This window comes from Candidatus Binatus sp. (assembly GCF_030646925.1).
GTDB lineage: Bacteria > Desulfobacterota > Binatia > Binatales > Binataceae > Binatus.
Genome location: NZ_JAUSKL010000021.1, coordinates 1 through 16,632 on the forward strand (window position 1 = coordinate 1; position 16,632 = coordinate 16,632).

Consider the following 16,632-nt stretch of genomic DNA (forward strand, 5'->3'; position numbering starts at 1 on the left):
GTATCTCCTGGCGCGCTGAACCGCAGGCAGGCATTACTAGCAGATCGATCTCGATATGGCGGGCGCTTTGGCGAGCGCAGCCGCGGTAAGCGCGACAATCGGCATCCGCGGAAAGTTGCGTTGCTGTCTCCCAATCGCGAATCGTGCGCGTTGCTTCGAGCCCGTCCATCACCGGCTTCTGGATATCCATCAGCACGGGATCGTAGCTTCCGGCCTTGCTGGTCGACTGCCGGATGCCTCTCTCTAGGGAGTTCGGCGGCGGAACACCAATACGGAACATGGCGCGAGCCGCGCCAGCTTCTCGGCGACGCTGCCGATCATGATGTGCTGAGGCCCGGTCCGGCCGTGCGTCGCCAGCATGATCAGATCGATCTGATGCTCTTTGGCGTAGGCGGCTAGCTTGGGCACCGGCGGTCCGATTTCCGCGTAAATGATTACTTTCGGCGAGTTCGCGAATTGTTCTTTCTTGATGCGCGATAGCTCCTGCTCCGATTCGTCGAGCATCAGCGTCTCGCGAACCTGTTCTCGCGATTTCTCGAGCAGCGCGAAGTGGGGGGCGACTATATGCACGATATGCAACTCAGCGTTCACATCCTGCGCCAGTTCCATCGCTCCGCGCAGTGTGTCCATCGAGAAATCCGAGAAATCGATCGGAGCAAGGATTTTTCTGATTTCCTGAATCATCGCATGCCTCCCGGAATGAATTTGGGCGATCTTATCACGCCCGCAGGCCAGACCTGCAAACCGGTTCGCATCTGTGCCATTGTCCGGTTGATCGCAAATCGAATCGCCGAAACGGGCTTGAGAGAGGGCGCCGGGATATGAAAGGAACCGTATTTCATGGGCCTCGCGACGTGCGCGTCGAACGGTTCGAAGATCCGTCGCTCAAGACTCCCGAAGACGCGATTGTAAGAATCACGCGCGCGGCGATCTGCGGCTCGGATTTGCACTTCTATCACGGCGCGTTCCCGATCGAGCCGGGCTTCGTGCTCGGGCACGAGGGCGTCGGCGTGATCGAGGAAGTCGGCAGGTACGTCGGCCGGTTGAAGAAGGGGCAGCGCGTGGTGGTCTCGGGCCTGGTCGCGTGCGGCGGATGCTTCTTCTGCCGGCGCGGACAGCCGTCGCAATGCGCCGAGAGCGGCTCGGCGGTTTTTGGCTACGGCAAAGCTTCGGCGGGCAAACTCGGATGGCTCGGCGGCGAGCAATCGGAGGCGGTGCGAGTGCCGATGGCGGACTACACCTGCTATCCGCTGTCGGACGCGATCGACGACGACGCAGCGGTTTTTCTCGCGGACATCCTGCCGACGAGTTTTTTCGGCGCCGTCAACGGCAATATCCGTCCCGGCGATACGGTCGCGATTTTCGGCTGCGGTCCGGTCGGCCTCTGCGCGATCATGAGCGCGAAGCTGTTCGGACCGGCGGAAGTGATCGCGGTCGATAGCATCGCGTATCGATTGGAGCTGGCGCGCAAACTAGGCGCGTATCCGGTGAACCTGGGCGAAGCGCAGGCGACGATTCTCGCGCGGACGGAAGGGCGCGGCGCAGACGTCGCGATCGCGGCGGTCGGCAACGAGGGCGCGCTCAACGCGACGATCATGTCGGTGCGCGGCGGCGGAACGGTATCGGTGATCGGGGCATTCGGCGCGCCGTCGTTCAATTTTCCGATTGGGCACGCGTTCGGGCGCGATCTGACGTTCCGGATCGGGCTCGCGAACATCAATGCGCACATTCCTGAACTGGCGCGATTAATCGAGCGCGGCGCGCTCGATCCGCGGCCGTTGATTAGCCACGTCCTGCCGCTCGACCAGGCCGCGAAGGGATACGAAATCTTCGACGCGCGCACCGACAATGTAATGAAGGTGCTGCTCAAACCTTGACGCGCCGCGGGCATCAGTGACTATTCGAGTGAGGTTTCGAAAATGGCGGACTCAATACTCAAAATTAGAATCGAAGGCGAGTTGGCGTATATCGGGTTGAACCGGCCCGAAAAGCGCAACGCGATCAATCAGGCGATGCTGCGCGCGATTCCCGAAGCGCTTGACGAAGTCGATCGGCCCGAGGTGCGCGCGATCATTCTTTACGGCGAAGGCCAGGCGTTCTCAGCCGGAATCGATTTCACTTCGCTCGCGAACGATACCGGCGCGAAAGGCGGCGCAGGCGGCGGCCCGGACATGCCGCGGTTCCGGCGCTTCGTGCACGAGTCGCAAGCGTCGCTCAACCGCCTCGAGAGCATCGAGAAGCCGGTGATCGGCGCGCTGCATGGCTTCGTCGGCGGACTTGGATTGGAACTCGCGCTGGCCTGCGATGCGCGGATCGCGGCGGTCGGCTCGCGGCTCGGGATGCCCGAAGTGCGTATCGGGCTGGTGCCGGATGTCGGCGGGACGACGCGTCTCACGCGAACCGTCGGCTATGCGCGCTCGAAGGAATTGATCATGACGGCGCGCATGATCGGCGCTGAGGATGCGGAACGAATCGGACTGGTGAATCGGGTCGTTGCCGACGGCGCGCATATCGCGGCGGCAGAAGAGCTGGCGCGCGAGATGGCGCGCAACGCACCGATGGCGGTCGGGCTCGCGAAGCGCATCATCGATCGCGGCTACGGCCTCGACAAGATGACGTTTCAGGAACTCGAAGTGCTCGCGCAGAGTTCGCTGTTGATGACCGAGGATTTCAAAGAGGGCGCGAGCGCACTGGCAGAGCGGCGCGATCCGCGCTTCAAGGGGCGCTGAGCCGAATCTCGAAGCCCGTTTCGAAGAGCTCGCCGGGGCGGAGCGTCCGCATCCCGGCGTCGATGCCGCGGGCCGCGAGATTGAAGGCGTCGGGCGCGCAGGTGTAGGGCTCGAGCGCGACGACGGGATTGTCGGGCGGGGCATAGACGACGAAATTGCGGAACGCCGGATCGGCGAGCACGTCGATTGCGATTTTTCCTGCGGGATCGATCAATCGCGCGCGCGGTTTCGCCGAGTCGCTCGGCGTCGTCATGCGAAAGGCGTCGTCGTAGGTGAGCGAATCGAGCCGGCGCGGCGCGCGCAAATCGTACTTGCCCGCGAGAGATTCTGTCGCGCCAGTCGGGACGAACCGCGAATCGAGCGGCCATCGCGCGTCGGCGTCGAGTTGAACCAGCATCGCGGCTCGCAATCCGGATGGATCGAGCGGCGCGTGAAAGTAAGGATGTGCGCCGAAGCCGAAAGGCATCGCAGTGTCGCCGGTGTTCCTGATTCGCACGCGCAGGCGAAGGCCATTTCCGATTTCGTAATCAAGTTCGAGCGCAAATGGCCATGGCCAAACCGCCGCAATTTCAGGATGCTCGGCGGAATCGAGAATCGCGCTGATGAAGTACGGACCGCGCCGTGCAACGCGAAAAGGTTTCTCGCACGCGAAGCCGTGAATCGAGTTGCCGCGCGCCGATTCGTTCATCGGTACGCGATACTCGCGGCCGTCGAAGGTGAAATGCGCGCCGGCGATTCGCCCCGGCCATGGAAACAGGATTGGGATTCCGCCGCGATGAGGATGCGCGCGCCACGACTCGGGGCTCGTTGGGCCCGCGATCACGTCGAGCGCGCCCACCTTATAACTGAAGCATTGGAATCCCGCGTCCGGGACAATCACGGCGCGCTCGGCTTGAGCTTCAATCGCAATCAATTCCATCGGCCAAGTCTAACGCGCCCAAGCGGCGGGTGAGAAATCCGGTCAAACGATCGGGGGCAATGTGCAGGTCAGAAAGGTGCGCTTCGAACGCGGATTGTACGTCCATCGGTTGTGCGGCGAGCGCGGCAGGAAAAAGGCGCCTGCCGCCGAACCGCGCGTGCAGAACTGGATCAGTTAGCGATCGCGGCCACCGCGCCGTTCGCCTCCTCCGCCCCCGCCACCTCCACCGCCGCCACCGGCGCGCGCCTGCGCCTCGTTGACGCGAATCGGCCGGCCCTTGATATCCCTGCCGTTCAGTTTTTTGATGGCGCCTTCAGCCGCGTCGTCAGTCGCCATTTCGACGAACCCGAACCCTCGCGAGCGATTCGTCGCGCGATCGATGATGACTTGTGAGCTGTCCACCTTGCCCGCTTCGGAGAATACGTCGAGCAGGTCCTGATCGGTGACCGTCCACGCCAGATTCCCAACATACAGTCTGCGGCCCATTACCCTTCTCTCCTGGCGCGCTGTAGTCGATACCCGGCGGGCAAACTGTCTATAGCAACTGGCAGTCTATGGCCTGAACTGTCGTGCGGACAATCAAGCGGCGGGGCAACCTCTTCGGCGCGCATCTTATCCCGATTCCGGCCATGCTTATAGCACCGTGTCACGACTAACAACAGTGCTTTTCGGGCGCGGACCGAATTTTTTTCGAGTACTCAGAAGGCGCCGGCCGGGGCGACCAAGTATCGGTCAGCTATGCGGCGCTTGAGGTGTTAGCAAGAGATTGCGCATCCGAGTGACTATAGCCATTTGAGCCGCTTTGCTCCCGAGTAGCTAACGGTGCGGCGACAATCGGGATCGGCAGTGAGACTTCATCGGCCTTGCCATGATACAGGGTAATTCTCTATAAGTTGGTCAATAGTGTTTATGCAGGTTTACGGAAAGTAACCGTTATTCGATTTCTCGACGAATCAAAGCAATCCGGAAAGTGACAAACGAGCAAACAGAGTGTCGATAACTCAACTGTCTGGAGGTGTTCATCCATGCTACTCGAAGGCAAAGTTGCAATCGTAACGGCGGGCGCCGGCGCGGGTATCGGGCGGGCAGTGGCTACGCGGTTTCTCGAGGAGGGAGCGGAGGTCGTGGTGACCGACGCGCATCCGCGGCGGACCGTCGAAGTCGCCGCGGAACTTGGCAAGCAGTTCAAGCGCGAGGTGATGGGCATCGCGGTGGACGTGCAGCAGCGCTCGCAAATCGAGGACGCGGTCGCGCAGGCAGTCGCGAAGTATGGAAAAATCGACATCCTGTTCAACAACGCCGGCATCAACAAGCTCGAGCCGATCTGGGAGTGCAAGGATGAAACCTGGGACTTGGTGATGAACATTTGCCTGCGCGGGACGTTCTGGATGATTCGGGCAGTGCTGCCGCACATGATGAAATCCGGCAAGGGCGTGATCGTAAACATGGCGTCGGCGGCCGGATGGATCGCGGCGGGCGACGGCGAGGCGCCTTACTGTGCGGCCAAGGCCGGAGTGATGGGGCTGACGCGCGCGGCGTCGGCGGAGCTCGCGGGCAAGGGAATCCGGGTGAACGCAATTGCGCCGGGCGTCATCTACAATGAATTCCTGGAACGAATCTATCCGCCGGGAATGTTCGAAGCCGCGAGGAAGCGCAATCCGCTCGGACGCCTGGGTGAACCGCGCGATGTAGCTAATCTCGCGCTCTTTCTGGCTAGTGACATGTCGTCCTACATTACCGGCGAAGTGGTCAGTATCAGTGGCGGATCTGTAGTAGTACCTTGAATGATGCGAGTAGGTTTGCGCGATGACTACAACGATTGAGATGCTATATCCATTCGCCGGGGAATCAGACAATCAGAGAATTGATGAATGCTTGTAGTGTTGATACTGATTGTGTAGGTTAATCTGCGATATCCACTGATTATTGCCGGAGGAGATTGCATATGCCGCGAAAAAGCGCAGGTGGAGGCTCATCCGCATTCGAGCAAGTTCAAAAGCAGGCGCGCGGATTACTAGTCAATCTGCGCAAGGAAATACGTAGTAAGGAATCCGAACTGAGTAAACTCAAGGAAGAGGAAGCGCGGCTCGGAACATTGATCGGACGGGCCAGCGCGGCATCGAACGGGATGCTCGGTGGATCGCAGGGGCGGGTCAACTGGAAGAGCGTGTTCTCGCAGTTGCCAAAACAGTTCAAGGCCTCCGATGTCCGCAACGTACGCGGGCTCAAGGGCAAGCGGCCGTCGGAGATCTTTGCGGCGATCACGCGCTGGATCGATGCTGGGGTGGCGAAGCGCCGGGCGCGCGGCGTGTACGAGAGAGCGTGATCGGGCACGCGCGCCCAATAGCCATACTGGCTCGTCGATGCTGAAACAGCGCCATCGATGACGCACTAGCCGACCGCGAAGGATTCGCGCGCGAGCACGATCAAGGAAGTATCATTTTCCGAAAATGCGTTAGCCAGTACATTCGCATTCTCTGATCAGGCGATTCTGCCCTGATTGCGCTTTTTGGTCCGCGCTTGTATATCGGACCGCTCCCGAATCTGTATATCTTCAAAGTTCTGAAATACTCAGCCGAATAGTGAGATCACGTGGCCGTAAAGACGATTGAATGGCGTGACAACAGCGTCCGGATGATCGATCAGCGATTACTCCCCGCGCGCGAAGTAGTCAGGACTTATCGCGACTACAAGGGCGTCGCGGAAGCAATCCGCACGATGGTGATTCGCGGAGCGCCGGCAATCGGCGTGGCGGCGGCGATGGGAGTTGCGCTGGGCATCAGGAATACCGCGCACGCGCAAGCGAGCGCGCGATTCGCGATGGTCGCGAAAGCGCTCAAAGCGACTCGGCCAACTGCGGTTAACCTTGCGTGGGCGATCGATCGGATGGGCCGCGTGCTCGAAGCGAATCTGGAACTCGATGCTGGCGAGTTGTTTCGAGCAATGCGGGCGGAAGCGATCGCGATCTACGAGGAAGATTTGGCGGTGAATCGCTCGCTCGGGAAATTCGGCAATGAGCTGGTCGGCGATCCGGCGACGATTCTGACGCACTGCAATGCCGGCGCGCTCGCGACTGCGGGCTACGGTACCGCGCTCGGCGTGGTGCGGGCGGCGCGCGACTCGGGAAAAAATATCCAGGTGTACGCCGACGAGACTCGGCCCTTTTTGCAGGGCTCGCGGCTGACCGCCTGGGAACTGCGCAAGGATCGCATTCCGGTAACGATAATCGCCGACAGCATGGCGGCGACTGTGCTCTCGCAAAAGAAAATCGATTGTGTGGTGGTCGGCACCGATCGCACTGCGGCCAACGGCGACGTCGCGAACAAGATCGGCACTTATCCGCTGGCCGTGATGGCGCGGCGGCACGGCGTGCCCTTCTACGTCGCGGCGCCGCTCTCGTCGATCGATTTGAATTGCCCGAACGGCGCGGCGATTCCGATCGAGGAGCGGGCGGCGAGCGAGTTGACTGAATTCGGCGGAAAGCGAATCGCGCCCGCCGGCGTGCTCACTTACAATCCGGCGTTCGACGTGACGCCCGCCGAGTTGGTGACGGCGATCATCACCGAACGCGGCATCGCCTATCCGCCGTACACGAAGAGTTTGCGCGCGCTCAAGGAAAAGAGCTGAACGTATGCGATTGCGCGACCGTTATTCCTCGAGATGGTCGAGGTATTCGGCAAGTCCGTAGCCGATCTTCCCGTCCCAGTTCCACTCGGTCATGCCTTCTGCGATTCGAGTGACTATTCCGGCGCGGCGATTGCGCAGCGGAATAATAGACAAGATTTTTCCCGAAATGACTATTGGTGCCGCGCCGTTGGCGGTCTGGCAAGTCACCTTGATTTCGTCGTGAAGCTGTTGCTCGCCGGTGAACTGAGTATCGATATCGACCTTAATGATGTTGAGATTGGGTTGGCCCTTGCGCGCGATGAATCCGCCCGGACGCACGCTGCCGTCGCGATTGACGGTAATCGTCGCCATCCCGCCCAGGCCTTCGTCAAAGTTCATTGTGAGCCAGCGGTAGTATTTCGGCGCTTGCCAGTAACGCGGTCCCCAACTGTGATCGCGGAGTCCTAGTCCGTCGATTTGGAATTCGCGCTGCTCGCCTCCGGCCGAGAGAGTGAGTATTCCGGTAGCGTGGCCGAGTTGTTCGAAATGTCCGCGGGCAAATTCGGCGCCGCCCTCGACTGACGATTTTATCGAAGCCCAAGTGCCGTCCTCGGCCTTCTCGCGCAGCTCGCCGCCCCACCCCGGTGACGTGGCGCGATAGTCGAGCTCGAGTTTCGCACGCGAGTATGGATTGCTCTTGAATGCCAGCGCCGGATCGGCCATCTCGAGCGGATTTTTCAGGATGCAGACCTTGCCGTTGTAGCTGATCCGATGGTGATCGAAATTTTTCACGACCTCGAACTTCGCGCCGCCCGCGTCGTGCGCATCGTTGTTTTTGATCTCCGGCCGCTGAAACATGAAGCCGACCGTGTGGTCCGGCAGGTAGAGGCATACGGTCATTTCGGCGTAGCCTTCGTTGGCGCGATTGCCGAGGCGAATGAAGCCGCCGACGCGGCGGGCGCGATCGAAGAAATTGTAGTACGCGCTTTCGTTGAAGTTGGATTCGCCGGTGTTGGCGTGCATCAGATCGTCCTGCTCCAGCAGCATCACTTTGCGTTCGGCCATGATCGTGCTCCTTTCAGTTGCGAATTTTTCCCCGCGCGGCGATATCGCTTTCGAGGTAGCGGGGGTTTGCAATTCTGAGCTTGTCTTCGACGCTGCGGCGAACCAGCGCGAGCACTTCGGCGCGCCATGCTCCGCTGTCGGCCGCGCCAGCGCGGATCTTTTCGCTCAGTTCCGCGTTGAGCTTGGACGCCGCCTTGCAAAGATCGTCCAGGCTGTGCACATGAGGTTCGGGATGCGCGAGCAATTTGGACAACGCACGGACCTCGCTGCGCACGAAGGGATCCTCGAGCTTGATTTCGCGCGCGACGATGCGCATCACGTTGGCGACCACGCGCGATTGGAACTGGCGCTGGCCTTCGAGAATCGGCACGATCTCGCGATCGACGAAATCGGCCGCCGCTTCGAGCAATTCTATTGAAGTTGGTCTATCCTGCATCGGCGATTACTCAGAAGGCGAGCGGATTAGTCAGTTGCTATTCAATTAGATTAAGCAGTTCGAGTTCGGTCTCGGCCGTGCGGCGGCCGATACTGGCAAGCTCGACGCTGTTGACGAATTTGTCCATATGCCGGCGCGCCTGGCTGATCGTGATGATACCCCAGCGCAAATTGCCGAAAACTTCCCAGAAGCGCGCCGCTTCCGGATCGACCGCCACGCCGCTCGCCTTCTCGTACGCCGCGAAAAAATCCTCGCGCGTGCCGAGGCCGCCGACTGGCATCTGATCGTTGCCGAAGCGCCACGCGCGCACGCACATCCATCCGACGTCTTCCATCGGATCGCCGATGTGCGCGAGTTCCCAATCGAGAATCGAGCGCACGCCCTCGGGCCCAAAAATCACGTTACCGATTCGATAGTCGCCGTGGACCAGCGTCTTGCGCGGAGTTTTTGGAATTCGTCCGAGCAACCATCGAAAGGCCAGCTCGAACGTCGGATGCGGTTCCAGCGCGAGTTGGCGAAAATTATCTTCATAACGCCGGACTTCGGTGAGCGCCGCGTTGTCGCCCGGCTCGGAAAGAAAGCCAAGCTGATGCGCGACGGGATCGACGCGATGAATGCGCGCGAGGATGTCCGCAAGCTGCGCGGGCATCGCGGCGCGGGCCTTCGAGTAGGCGTCGTCGCGGAGCAGGCGCCGCGCAAGGGTCTCGCCCTCGACACGCTCCATGATGAAAAACGAGGAGCCCAGCACCGCGGGATCTTCGCAGATCCAGAACACCTCGGGCACCGGCACGCCTTCTTCGAAGGCGGCGCGGATAACCAGGAATTCATCACGGCGATTCGACGCGATATTGTGCGCGCCCGGATCCTGCCGCATCACCATGCCGCGCCGCGTCACTTCGGCGCCGCGCTCCATGGTGCAATCGAAGGAGTAGATCTCGCGCGATGCTCCGCCCGGCATCTTGCGGAAATTTTCGATCGTGACTTTATCGAACGGCCCCTGCGCGCGGATGAAATCGGTCAGCCGCTCAGTCAGTTCGTTGTTATCCATTCAGTGAATCTCGAGCTCCGATCCGATGAAAAGCTCTAGCACAAACTTTCAGCGCTGCGCATGATCAAGTTCGATGACCCACTACCTGCGCGATGCCGTCGCCGAGCAGATTGAAGCCGAGGATCGCGACGCCGATCGCGATACCGGGCGCGGTCGTGAGGTGCGGCGCGACCAGCAGGAACGCGCGGCCGGCGTCGAGCATGTTGCCCCAGCTCGGCGTCGGCGGCATCGCGCCGAGGCCGAGAAATGAGAGCGCCGCTTCGGCGCCGATGATGCCGCCGATGCCAAACGTTGCCTGCACTGCCAGCGGGCCGACGATGCCGGGAAGCAGATGCCGGAATAGCAATCGCGACTGGCGGGCGCCGAGGGTTTCGGCCGCGAGTACGTATTCACGTTCGCGCAGAGTTAGTACTTCGCCGCGGACGATTCGCGCATAGCCAGTCCATCCCATCGCGCTCAGAGCGATTACCAGGTCGAGCAGTCCGGGTCCGAGAATCGCCGCGAGCGCAATAGCCAGTAGTATTCCGGGAAACGCCAGTACGATATCAACTGCGCGCATCACTAGATTATCAATTCGCGGGCCGGAGAGCGCAGCGGCGCCACCGATCAGGCTCCCCACGATTAGCGAGAGCGCGACCACCGCGGCGGAGATCGAGAGCGAAAGTCGCGCACCCCACAGCACGCGCGCGAGCACGTCGCGTCCGAGCGCGTCGCATCCAAATGGATGAGCGAGACTCGGGCCGGCCAAAGAATTAGCCAGATCAATAGCCAGTGGATCGACGCGGAATACTAGTGGGCCGAGAATTGCGGACGCGATCAGCACAATGACTATTGCGATTCCGATCAACAGCGAAGGATTTCGGCTCGGCGGAGTCACGAGACCCTCACGCGGGGATCGACGAGTGCGTATATAAGATCGGTCGCCAGGTTCACCACGACGTAGGTGAGCGCAAATGCCAGGACGCATCCTTCGACAGTTGGATAATCGCGCGCGCCGATCGCGCTGATCAGCAGGCGGCCGAGGCCGGGCCAGGAAAAAATCATCTCGGTGATGAGCGTGCCGCTCAAAAGCGCGCCCATCTGCAAGCCGACGATGGTGATGACCGAGGTGAGCGCGTTTTTCAGGCCGTGGCGAATTAGCGCCGCTCGTTCGCTGAGGCCTTTGCTGATCGCGGTGCGCATATAGTCGCTCTCGCGCACGCCGATCAAGCTTTGGCGGAGCATCCGCGCGATGATCGCGGCGAGCGCGGTGCCAAGCGTGATCGCGGGCAGGACCAGGTGCGAGAAACCGCCGCGTCCGGTGAGCGGAAGCCAGCGCAGATCGAGCGAGAAGAGAATCATCAGCAGCGGGCCGAGGTAGATGTGCGGCACCGAGATGCCGAGAATCGCGAAACCCATCGCGGCGATATCGCCGACGCCGCCCGGCCTCGAACCCGCGATAATACCGAGCGGAAATGCAATCAGGAGTGCGACCAGCATCCCCGCCGCGGCCAACTCGATGGTGGCAGGATACCGTTCGGCGATGATGCGTGAGACGGGTCTACGGTACGAAATCGATTCGCCGAGATCGCCGACCGCGAGTCCGCCGAGATAGTCGATGTACTGTTCGACGATGGGGCGGTCGAGGCCGAGTTGATGGCGCATCCCTTCGATGTCGGCGGGGGCCGCCGTCTCGCCGAGCATCGCGATCACGGGGTCGCCGGGCACCAGATGAATGATCGCGAAGGTGAGCGTGGCGACGCCGAGTGCGACCGGGATCAATGCGAGCAGACGCCGCGCGAGATATCCAATCACTCGGCGGGCTCCGCAGCGCCGGGTTCCTGGAGCGTCAGCGTCGCCAGCGAGATCAAGCTGCCGTTCGGATACGGCGTGAAGCCGCGCAACTCGCGATTCATGACCGCGATGGTATCGTCCCACCAGAGCGACACGTACGGCAAATCCTCGGCGGCGAGTCGCTGCACCTGCGCGTAGATATTTTTGCGCGCCGCCAAATCGAGAGTGCTATCTCCGCTCTCGACCAGACGATCCATTTCGGGATTCGAGTAATAGCCGCGATTCATCCCGTGCGGCGGCGTCATCTTCGAATCGAATACCATGTAGTAATGATGCGGGTCGTTGATGCCGACCCAATTCATCGAAGTGAGATCGAAATTGCCGCGCTGGATGTCGCTGTAGAACGTCGCGAATTCGTTGCTGCGAATATCGAGTGAGATACCAACCCGCTTGAGCATGGCTTGCAGCGCTTGCGCAAAGTTCAATTGCTCGGGCGTGGTTTTGTAAACGAACCGGAGACGGCGCATCCCGCCGGGACCGCGCGGATAGCCGGCCTGGTCGAGCAATGTATTCGCCCTTGCGAGATCGTAGTTGTAAACCGGCAAATTATCTTCGTATGCCCAGTTCTCCGGAGCGAGTAATCCAGTTGCTGCGCGGGCGCCGCCTCTTATCATCGACTGGATAATCGAAACGCGATCGATTGAGTATGCAATTGCGCGTCGTACACGGACATCGCGAAGGTACGGATCGTGAAAGTTAAAGGCGAGATAGCGATAGCTACTCCCGGGCGACTTGCTAATCGCGAGATGCGGCTGTTTGCCGAGATAGGGTAATACGTCGGGCTGGATATTGTTCTCGGAAAAATCGGCAACGCCTTCCGTAAGCTCGAGCGCACGGACGGTCGGATCCGGCACGACCTTGAAGAACAAGGTGCGAGGACCGGCGGCTGGAGCGGGGAAATAGGGATTGCGCTCGAGCACGATGGATTCGTCGCGGCTGAAACTCGTCATGCGAAACGGCCCCGCACCTGGCGGAGCGATCGCGACCGATCGCGCGGGCAGCGGAGTGCCGTCGGGGACGATATTCTGCAGCGCGAATTCGAGCGCTGGCGCATAGGCGTCCGTGGTCTTCATCTCGATTGTGTAGTCATCGACGGCGGTGACGGCTTTCAGTTGCGACAGACCGGCGCGCTTCGGCGTCATCGTTTCGGGCGCGAGAATCGAGTCGAAAGTATATTTCACGTCGCGCGCAGTCAGCGGACGGCCGTCGCCGAAGCGCACGCCGCGGCGAAGATGGAAAACGATCGTCGTCGCATCAGGACGCTCGAAACTCTCCGCGAGGCGCCCGACAAACTGGCCGTTGCGATCGATGCGGAGCAGCGAGTCGAATATCAGTTCGTTGATTCGCGATGAAAGAATGTCAGTGGCAAAGCGCGGATCGGTCGAGATTGGCGAGCCTTCGATATCGACCTGGATCGTAGCCACCGAGCGATGACCGGTCGCGTCGCCGCAGGCCGAAGTCGCGAGCAGTGTCAAAACGAGCAGGCGCGCATGCCACCGCCTCCCAGCACTCATCGTCCTCATCCGCATCGAAATCCGCAGCGGCCGTTTTGGCTTCATCGCTATCGGCGCGATAATAGCAGAAGGATAGCGTCCTTTCGCTTCGGGAGAGCATCGATGAATCAAGAATGGCGGTCGAAAATCCGGCTTCGCCAGGGCGACCTGACCGGGGCGCCGGTGGACGCAATCGTGAACGCGGCGAATAACGACCTGATGCTGGGCGGCGGCGTCGCGGGCGCTATCCGGGCCAAGGGCGGCCCGAGTATTCAGGCCGAATGCAACGCGATCGGGCGTATCGCGCTGGGGGAGGCGGCGATCACAGGCGCAGGATGGCTTAAGGCGCGGCACGTGATCCATGCGGCGAGCATGCGGCTGGGTGAATCGACGTCAGAGGAGAATTTGCGCCGCTCGACGCGGAATTCGCTGAAGCTCGCGGCGGAAAATTCGCTCAAGTCGATCGCGTTTCCGGCGATCGGCACCGGGATCGCAGGATTTCCGATCGAACGATGCGCGCAGGTGATGCTGGAAGAAGTGCGCGATCACTTGAAGCAATCGACGACGCTGGAATTGGTCGAATTCGTGCTGTTCGATCAAAATTCATTGCACATTTTCGAGAAAGCGCTCGCGTCGATGAAAGACTCGTGATTGCGCCGCGCACTTGACCACTTGGCGCCGCAGTAGGAATCTTGCGAGAATCGTCAGGATTCAACCAACTTGCCGCGAGGTACCCCGCGTGAAGCCTTACACATTCGAGCAGAGCGAAGCGCTCATGCAGCGCGCCAAAAAAGTCGTCCCGGGCGGAATCTACGGGCATCAGACGCCGCTCTTGCTGACCAGGGGCGCCTACCCGTCGTTCTTCGCGCGCGGCGAGGGCTCGCACATCTGGGACGTCGATGGCAACGAGTACATCGACTACATGTGTTCGTATGGCCCGATCGTGCTGGGCCATCGCCATCCCAAAGTAGAAGAGGCGGCCGCACGACAGATGAATCTCGGCAGTTGCTTCAACGCGCCGGGTCCGGTGTGGGTCGAGTTGGCGGAGCATCTGGTGTCGATCACGCCGTTCGCCGATTGGACCGTGTTCGGCAAGAACGGCTCGGACGTATGCACGTGGGCGACCGAAGTTGCGCGCCACGCGACGGGCCGCAGCAAAATCGCGATGTGCGCGGGCGCGTATCACGGCGCGCATGCGTGGTGCACGCCGGTGCCGAGCGGGGTCACGCCGGAGGATCGCGCCAACATGGTCTATTTTCGCTACAACGAACTCGAGAGCCTGCGGCAAGCGGTCGATGAGAATCGCGGCAAGATCGCGGGCGTGATCCTGTCGCCGTTCAAGCATGACGCCGGCCACGATTCGGAGCTGCCGGTGGAAGGATTTTTGAGCGGCGTGCGAACAATTTGCGACGACAACGGGATCGTATTCATCCTCGACGACGTGCGCGCCGGATTCCGTCTGCACATGGGCGGCTCGGGCGAATTGTTTGGCGTGCGTCCCGATCTATCGACCTACTGCAAAGCGATTGCGAACGGGTATCCGCTTTCGGCGTGTCTCGGCCGCGACAGTTTGAAGCAAGCGGCGCAGGAAGTTTTCTTCACCGGTTCGTATTTCACCAGCGCGGAGCCGATGGCGGCGAGCCTCGCGACCTTGAAGGAGCTGCAGGCGAGCAACGGCATCGAGCGGATGCGCACGATCGGCGAGATGCTGCGCGCGGGATTGCTCGAGCAGGCGCGCGGCGCAGGCCTCGAGGTGGTGTACTCGGGGCCGCCTTCGCTTCCCTACATGACGTTCAAGGCGGACGCGGGTCACTTCGATCGGGCCAAGGTGTTCTGTGGCGAATGCTCGCGCAACGGCGTTTACTTTGCGCCGCGCCACAACTGGTTCATCTCGGCGGCGCACACGGAGCGCGATATCGAGCAGACGCTCAACGTCACCGAGCGCGCGTTCAAGGTGGTGCGCGATCAGTTCGGCGCGTAACGCCGCCGGATCAGATCGAAGGCCACTTGTCGTTCCACGGGCGCGCCTGTTCGTAGGCGTAGGACGCCTGCAATACCAGGTCCTCGCGATAACGCTCGGCGACAATCTGTAAGCCGCACGGCAATCCAGCGTCGGTGAATCCAGCACGAACCGACGCGCCGGGATGTCCGCTCAAGTTGAACGGATAGGTGAACACCACCGCTTCGAGAATGTCCTTCAGCGGATGACCATCGATCTCGCTCGGCGGTGGTCCGGCGGCGGCGAATGCTTCGGTCGGCAGCGTGGGCGTCATCAGCAGATCGAACCGCTCGAATACGCGCCGGCACCATTCATTGAATTCGAGGCGACGCCGATACGCCGCGCCATAGTGCTGCCAGGTGACGCGGGCCGCGCCTTCGGTGCCGCTCAGAAACGCGCGGCCGAAATCGGCGCGATGCTCGTCGATATATCCGTGCAGCATCGCGTAGCTCTGCGAGCCGCCAAGCCGCATCCAGTCCTTACCGGTCTCCGGCACGTCTTCTTCGAGCACGGTCACGTCATGCCCCAAATCCTTGAACACGGCGACTGCCTTTTCGACTTCGCGGAGCACCTCGCGCTGAACGTGATGGCCGAAGTCGCGATGAAACGCGATGCGCAGTTTTTTGGGGAGACGCTCCAGAGTTGCCGCGTAGGAAATTCCCGGAGGAGGCACCGAATCGGGATCGATCGGATGATAGCCGGCGACCGCATCCATGTAGATCGCGGCGTCGCGCACGGTGCGCGTGAGCGGCCCGTACACCGCGGTATCGTTCCACTGCTGCATCCCGAGCATCGGATCGAGCGGAATGCGGCCCTTGGTGGGCTTCAGCCCGTAGCATCCGGTGTAGCACGCGGGAATGCGGACGGAGCCGCCGCCATCGGAGCCGGTCGCGAGCGGCACGACGCCGCCGGCAATCGCAGCCGAGCTTCCGCCCGACGATCCGCCGGGAGTGCGCGCGACGTTCCACGGATTGCGCGTCACGCCAAAGAGTAAATTCTTGGTGAAGCCGGTGTAGCCGAACTCGGGTGCGTTGGTTTTGCCGATCACGATCGCGCCGGCCGCCTTGAGGCGCGACACCTGCACCGAATCCGACGCGGGCCGGTTGTCCTTGAATGGCTTGGAGCCGAAGGTGGTCGGCAAGCCCGCGACGTTTTCGAGATCCTTCACGCCGAGCGGGAGGCCGGCGAGCGGTCCGACCTCTTCGCGGCGCGCGATTTTTTCATCCAGCGCGCGCGCGTCGCGCATCGCCTGGTCGCCTCTGAGCGCGCAGAATGCATTGAGCTTCGGATTCGTTTGCTCGATTCGCTTGATAGTCAGATCCATCAGCTCGCTGGGCTTCAGCTCACGGTTCCGAATCATCGCGGCGAGTTCGTAAGCGGATTTCCAATAAAGTTCGGACATTGCGGAACCTCCCGCGCGCCGGGCGCATCTTCCAAAGGAAAGGAGCTGAATCGGCGGCCGTGTGGATACTTACTACGATCGGTCGCAGCCGACAAAGGGACC

The 16,632-nt window shown here is 61.3% G+C and carries 17 protein-coding genes and 1 pseudogene; 7 read left to right on the top strand and 11 right to left on the bottom strand.

Annotated elements, in window-relative coordinates; translation table 11 throughout:
• Positions 1-280 (bottom strand): annotated as a pseudogene (locus Q7S58_RS02335) (hypothetical protein); the annotation flags it as partial.
• The gene (locus tag Q7S58_RS02340; protein WP_304820404.1) at positions 244-684 is read right to left on the bottom strand and encodes a universal stress protein; all 441 of its coding nucleotides are present in this window, start codon (positions 682-684) and stop codon (positions 244-246) included. The pseudogene Q7S58_RS02335 and the gene Q7S58_RS02340, both read right to left, overlap by 37 nt.
• A 137-nt stretch (positions 685-821) precedes the next feature.
• Between Q7S58_RS02340 and Q7S58_RS02345 the strand changes: the two genes are divergently transcribed.
• Both Q7S58_RS02345 and Q7S58_RS02350 read left to right on the top strand, forming a co-directional pair.
• A complete protein-coding gene (locus Q7S58_RS02345) occupies positions 822-1,877 on the top strand; it encodes an alcohol dehydrogenase catalytic domain-containing protein (RefSeq protein WP_304820406.1) in 1,056 nt (351 codons plus the stop codon).
• 42 nt (positions 1,878-1,919) lie between these two features.
• Positions 1,920-2,729, top strand: coding sequence for an enoyl-CoA hydratase/isomerase family protein (locus Q7S58_RS02350; RefSeq protein WP_304820408.1), 810 nt, complete (start codon positions 1,920-1,922; stop codon positions 2,727-2,729).
• Here the strand turns inward: Q7S58_RS02350 and Q7S58_RS02355 are convergent.
• Positions 2,716-3,648, bottom strand: coding sequence for an aldose 1-epimerase (locus tag Q7S58_RS02355; protein ID WP_304820410.1), 933 nt, complete (start codon positions 3,646-3,648; stop codon positions 2,716-2,718). The genes Q7S58_RS02350 and Q7S58_RS02355 overlap by 14 nt on opposite strands.
• A 174-nt stretch (positions 3,649-3,822) precedes the next feature.
• Positions 3,823-4,134, bottom strand: coding sequence for an RNA-binding protein (locus tag Q7S58_RS02360; RefSeq protein ID WP_304820412.1), 312 nt, complete (start codon positions 4,132-4,134; stop codon positions 3,823-3,825).
• Between the two features lie 539 nt (positions 4,135-4,673).
• On the opposite strand from Q7S58_RS02360, the gene Q7S58_RS02365 reads away from it, so the two are divergent.
• The 3 genes from Q7S58_RS02365 to mtnA all read left to right on the top strand — a co-directional run bounded on the left by Q7S58_RS02365 (position 4,674) and on the right by mtnA (position 7,275).
• Positions 4,674-5,432 carry an SDR family NAD(P)-dependent oxidoreductase gene (locus Q7S58_RS02365; RefSeq protein ID WP_304820414.1) on the top strand — a complete coding sequence of 253 codons (759 nt, stop codon included), beginning with the start codon at positions 4,674-4,676 and terminating at the stop codon, positions 5,430-5,432.
• 161 nt (positions 5,433-5,593) lie between these two features.
• Positions 5,594-5,974, top strand: a complete 381-nt coding sequence (locus Q7S58_RS02370) for a hypothetical protein (protein ID WP_304820416.1) — start codon at positions 5,594-5,596, stop codon at positions 5,972-5,974.
• Between the two features lie 266 nt (positions 5,975-6,240).
• Positions 6,241-7,275, top strand: a complete 1,035-nt coding sequence (gene mtnA / locus Q7S58_RS02375; protein WP_304820418.1) for an S-methyl-5-thioribose-1-phosphate isomerase — start codon at positions 6,241-6,243, stop codon at positions 7,273-7,275.
• A 21-nt stretch (positions 7,276-7,296) separates the two neighbouring features.
• Here the strand turns inward: mtnA and Q7S58_RS02380 are convergent, their stop codons facing one another.
• The 6 genes from Q7S58_RS02380 to Q7S58_RS02405 form a co-directional block, all read right to left on the bottom strand.
• Positions 7,297-8,319: a hypothetical protein gene (locus Q7S58_RS02380; RefSeq protein WP_304820419.1), complete on the bottom strand. Its 1,023-nt coding sequence runs from the start codon at positions 8,317-8,319 to the stop codon at positions 7,297-7,299.
• Positions 8,320-8,332: 13 nt separating this feature from the next.
• The gene (locus tag Q7S58_RS02385; protein ID WP_304820421.1) at positions 8,333-8,755 is read right to left on the bottom strand and encodes a DUF6285 domain-containing protein; all 423 of its coding nucleotides are present in this window, start codon (positions 8,753-8,755) and stop codon (positions 8,333-8,335) included.
• A gap of 37 nt (positions 8,756-8,792) precedes the next feature.
• Complete coding sequence (locus Q7S58_RS02390) at positions 8,793-9,803, bottom strand: phosphotransferase family protein (protein ID WP_304820423.1); 1,011 nt, start codon at positions 9,801-9,803, stop codon at positions 8,793-8,795.
• Positions 9,804-9,867: 64 nt separating this feature from the next.
• A complete protein-coding gene (locus Q7S58_RS02395; protein WP_304820426.1) occupies positions 9,868-10,551 on the bottom strand; it encodes an ABC transporter permease in 684 nt (227 codons plus the stop codon).
• Positions 10,552-10,676: 125 nt separating this feature from the next.
• The gene (locus Q7S58_RS02400; RefSeq protein WP_304820428.1) at positions 10,677-11,597 is read right to left on the bottom strand and encodes an ABC transporter permease; all 921 of its coding nucleotides are present in this window, start codon (positions 11,595-11,597) and stop codon (positions 10,677-10,679) included.
• Positions 11,594-13,150, bottom strand: coding sequence for an ABC transporter substrate-binding protein (locus tag Q7S58_RS02405; RefSeq protein WP_304820430.1), 1,557 nt, complete (start codon positions 13,148-13,150; stop codon positions 11,594-11,596). Before Q7S58_RS02405 ends, Q7S58_RS02400 begins: the two co-directional genes overlap by 4 nt.
• 102 nt (positions 13,151-13,252) lie before the next feature.
• Here Q7S58_RS02405 and Q7S58_RS02410 point away from each other — a divergent pair, with 102 nt between their 5' ends.
• Complete coding sequence (locus Q7S58_RS02410; RefSeq protein WP_304820432.1) at positions 13,253-13,780, top strand: macro domain-containing protein; 528 nt, start codon at positions 13,253-13,255, stop codon at positions 13,778-13,780.
• 88 nt (positions 13,781-13,868) lie between these two features.
• Complete coding sequence (locus Q7S58_RS02415; protein WP_304820434.1) at positions 13,869-15,110, top strand: aspartate aminotransferase family protein; 1,242 nt, start codon at positions 13,869-13,871, stop codon at positions 15,108-15,110.
• A gap of 10 nt (positions 15,111-15,120) precedes the next feature.
• Here Q7S58_RS02415 and Q7S58_RS02420 read toward each other — a convergent pair whose 3' ends face one another.
• Positions 15,121-16,530 carry an amidase gene (locus Q7S58_RS02420; RefSeq protein ID WP_304820436.1) on the bottom strand — a complete coding sequence of 470 codons (1,410 nt, stop codon included), beginning with the start codon at positions 16,528-16,530 and terminating at the stop codon, positions 15,121-15,123.
• Positions 16,531-16,632: the final 102 nt, after the last annotated feature.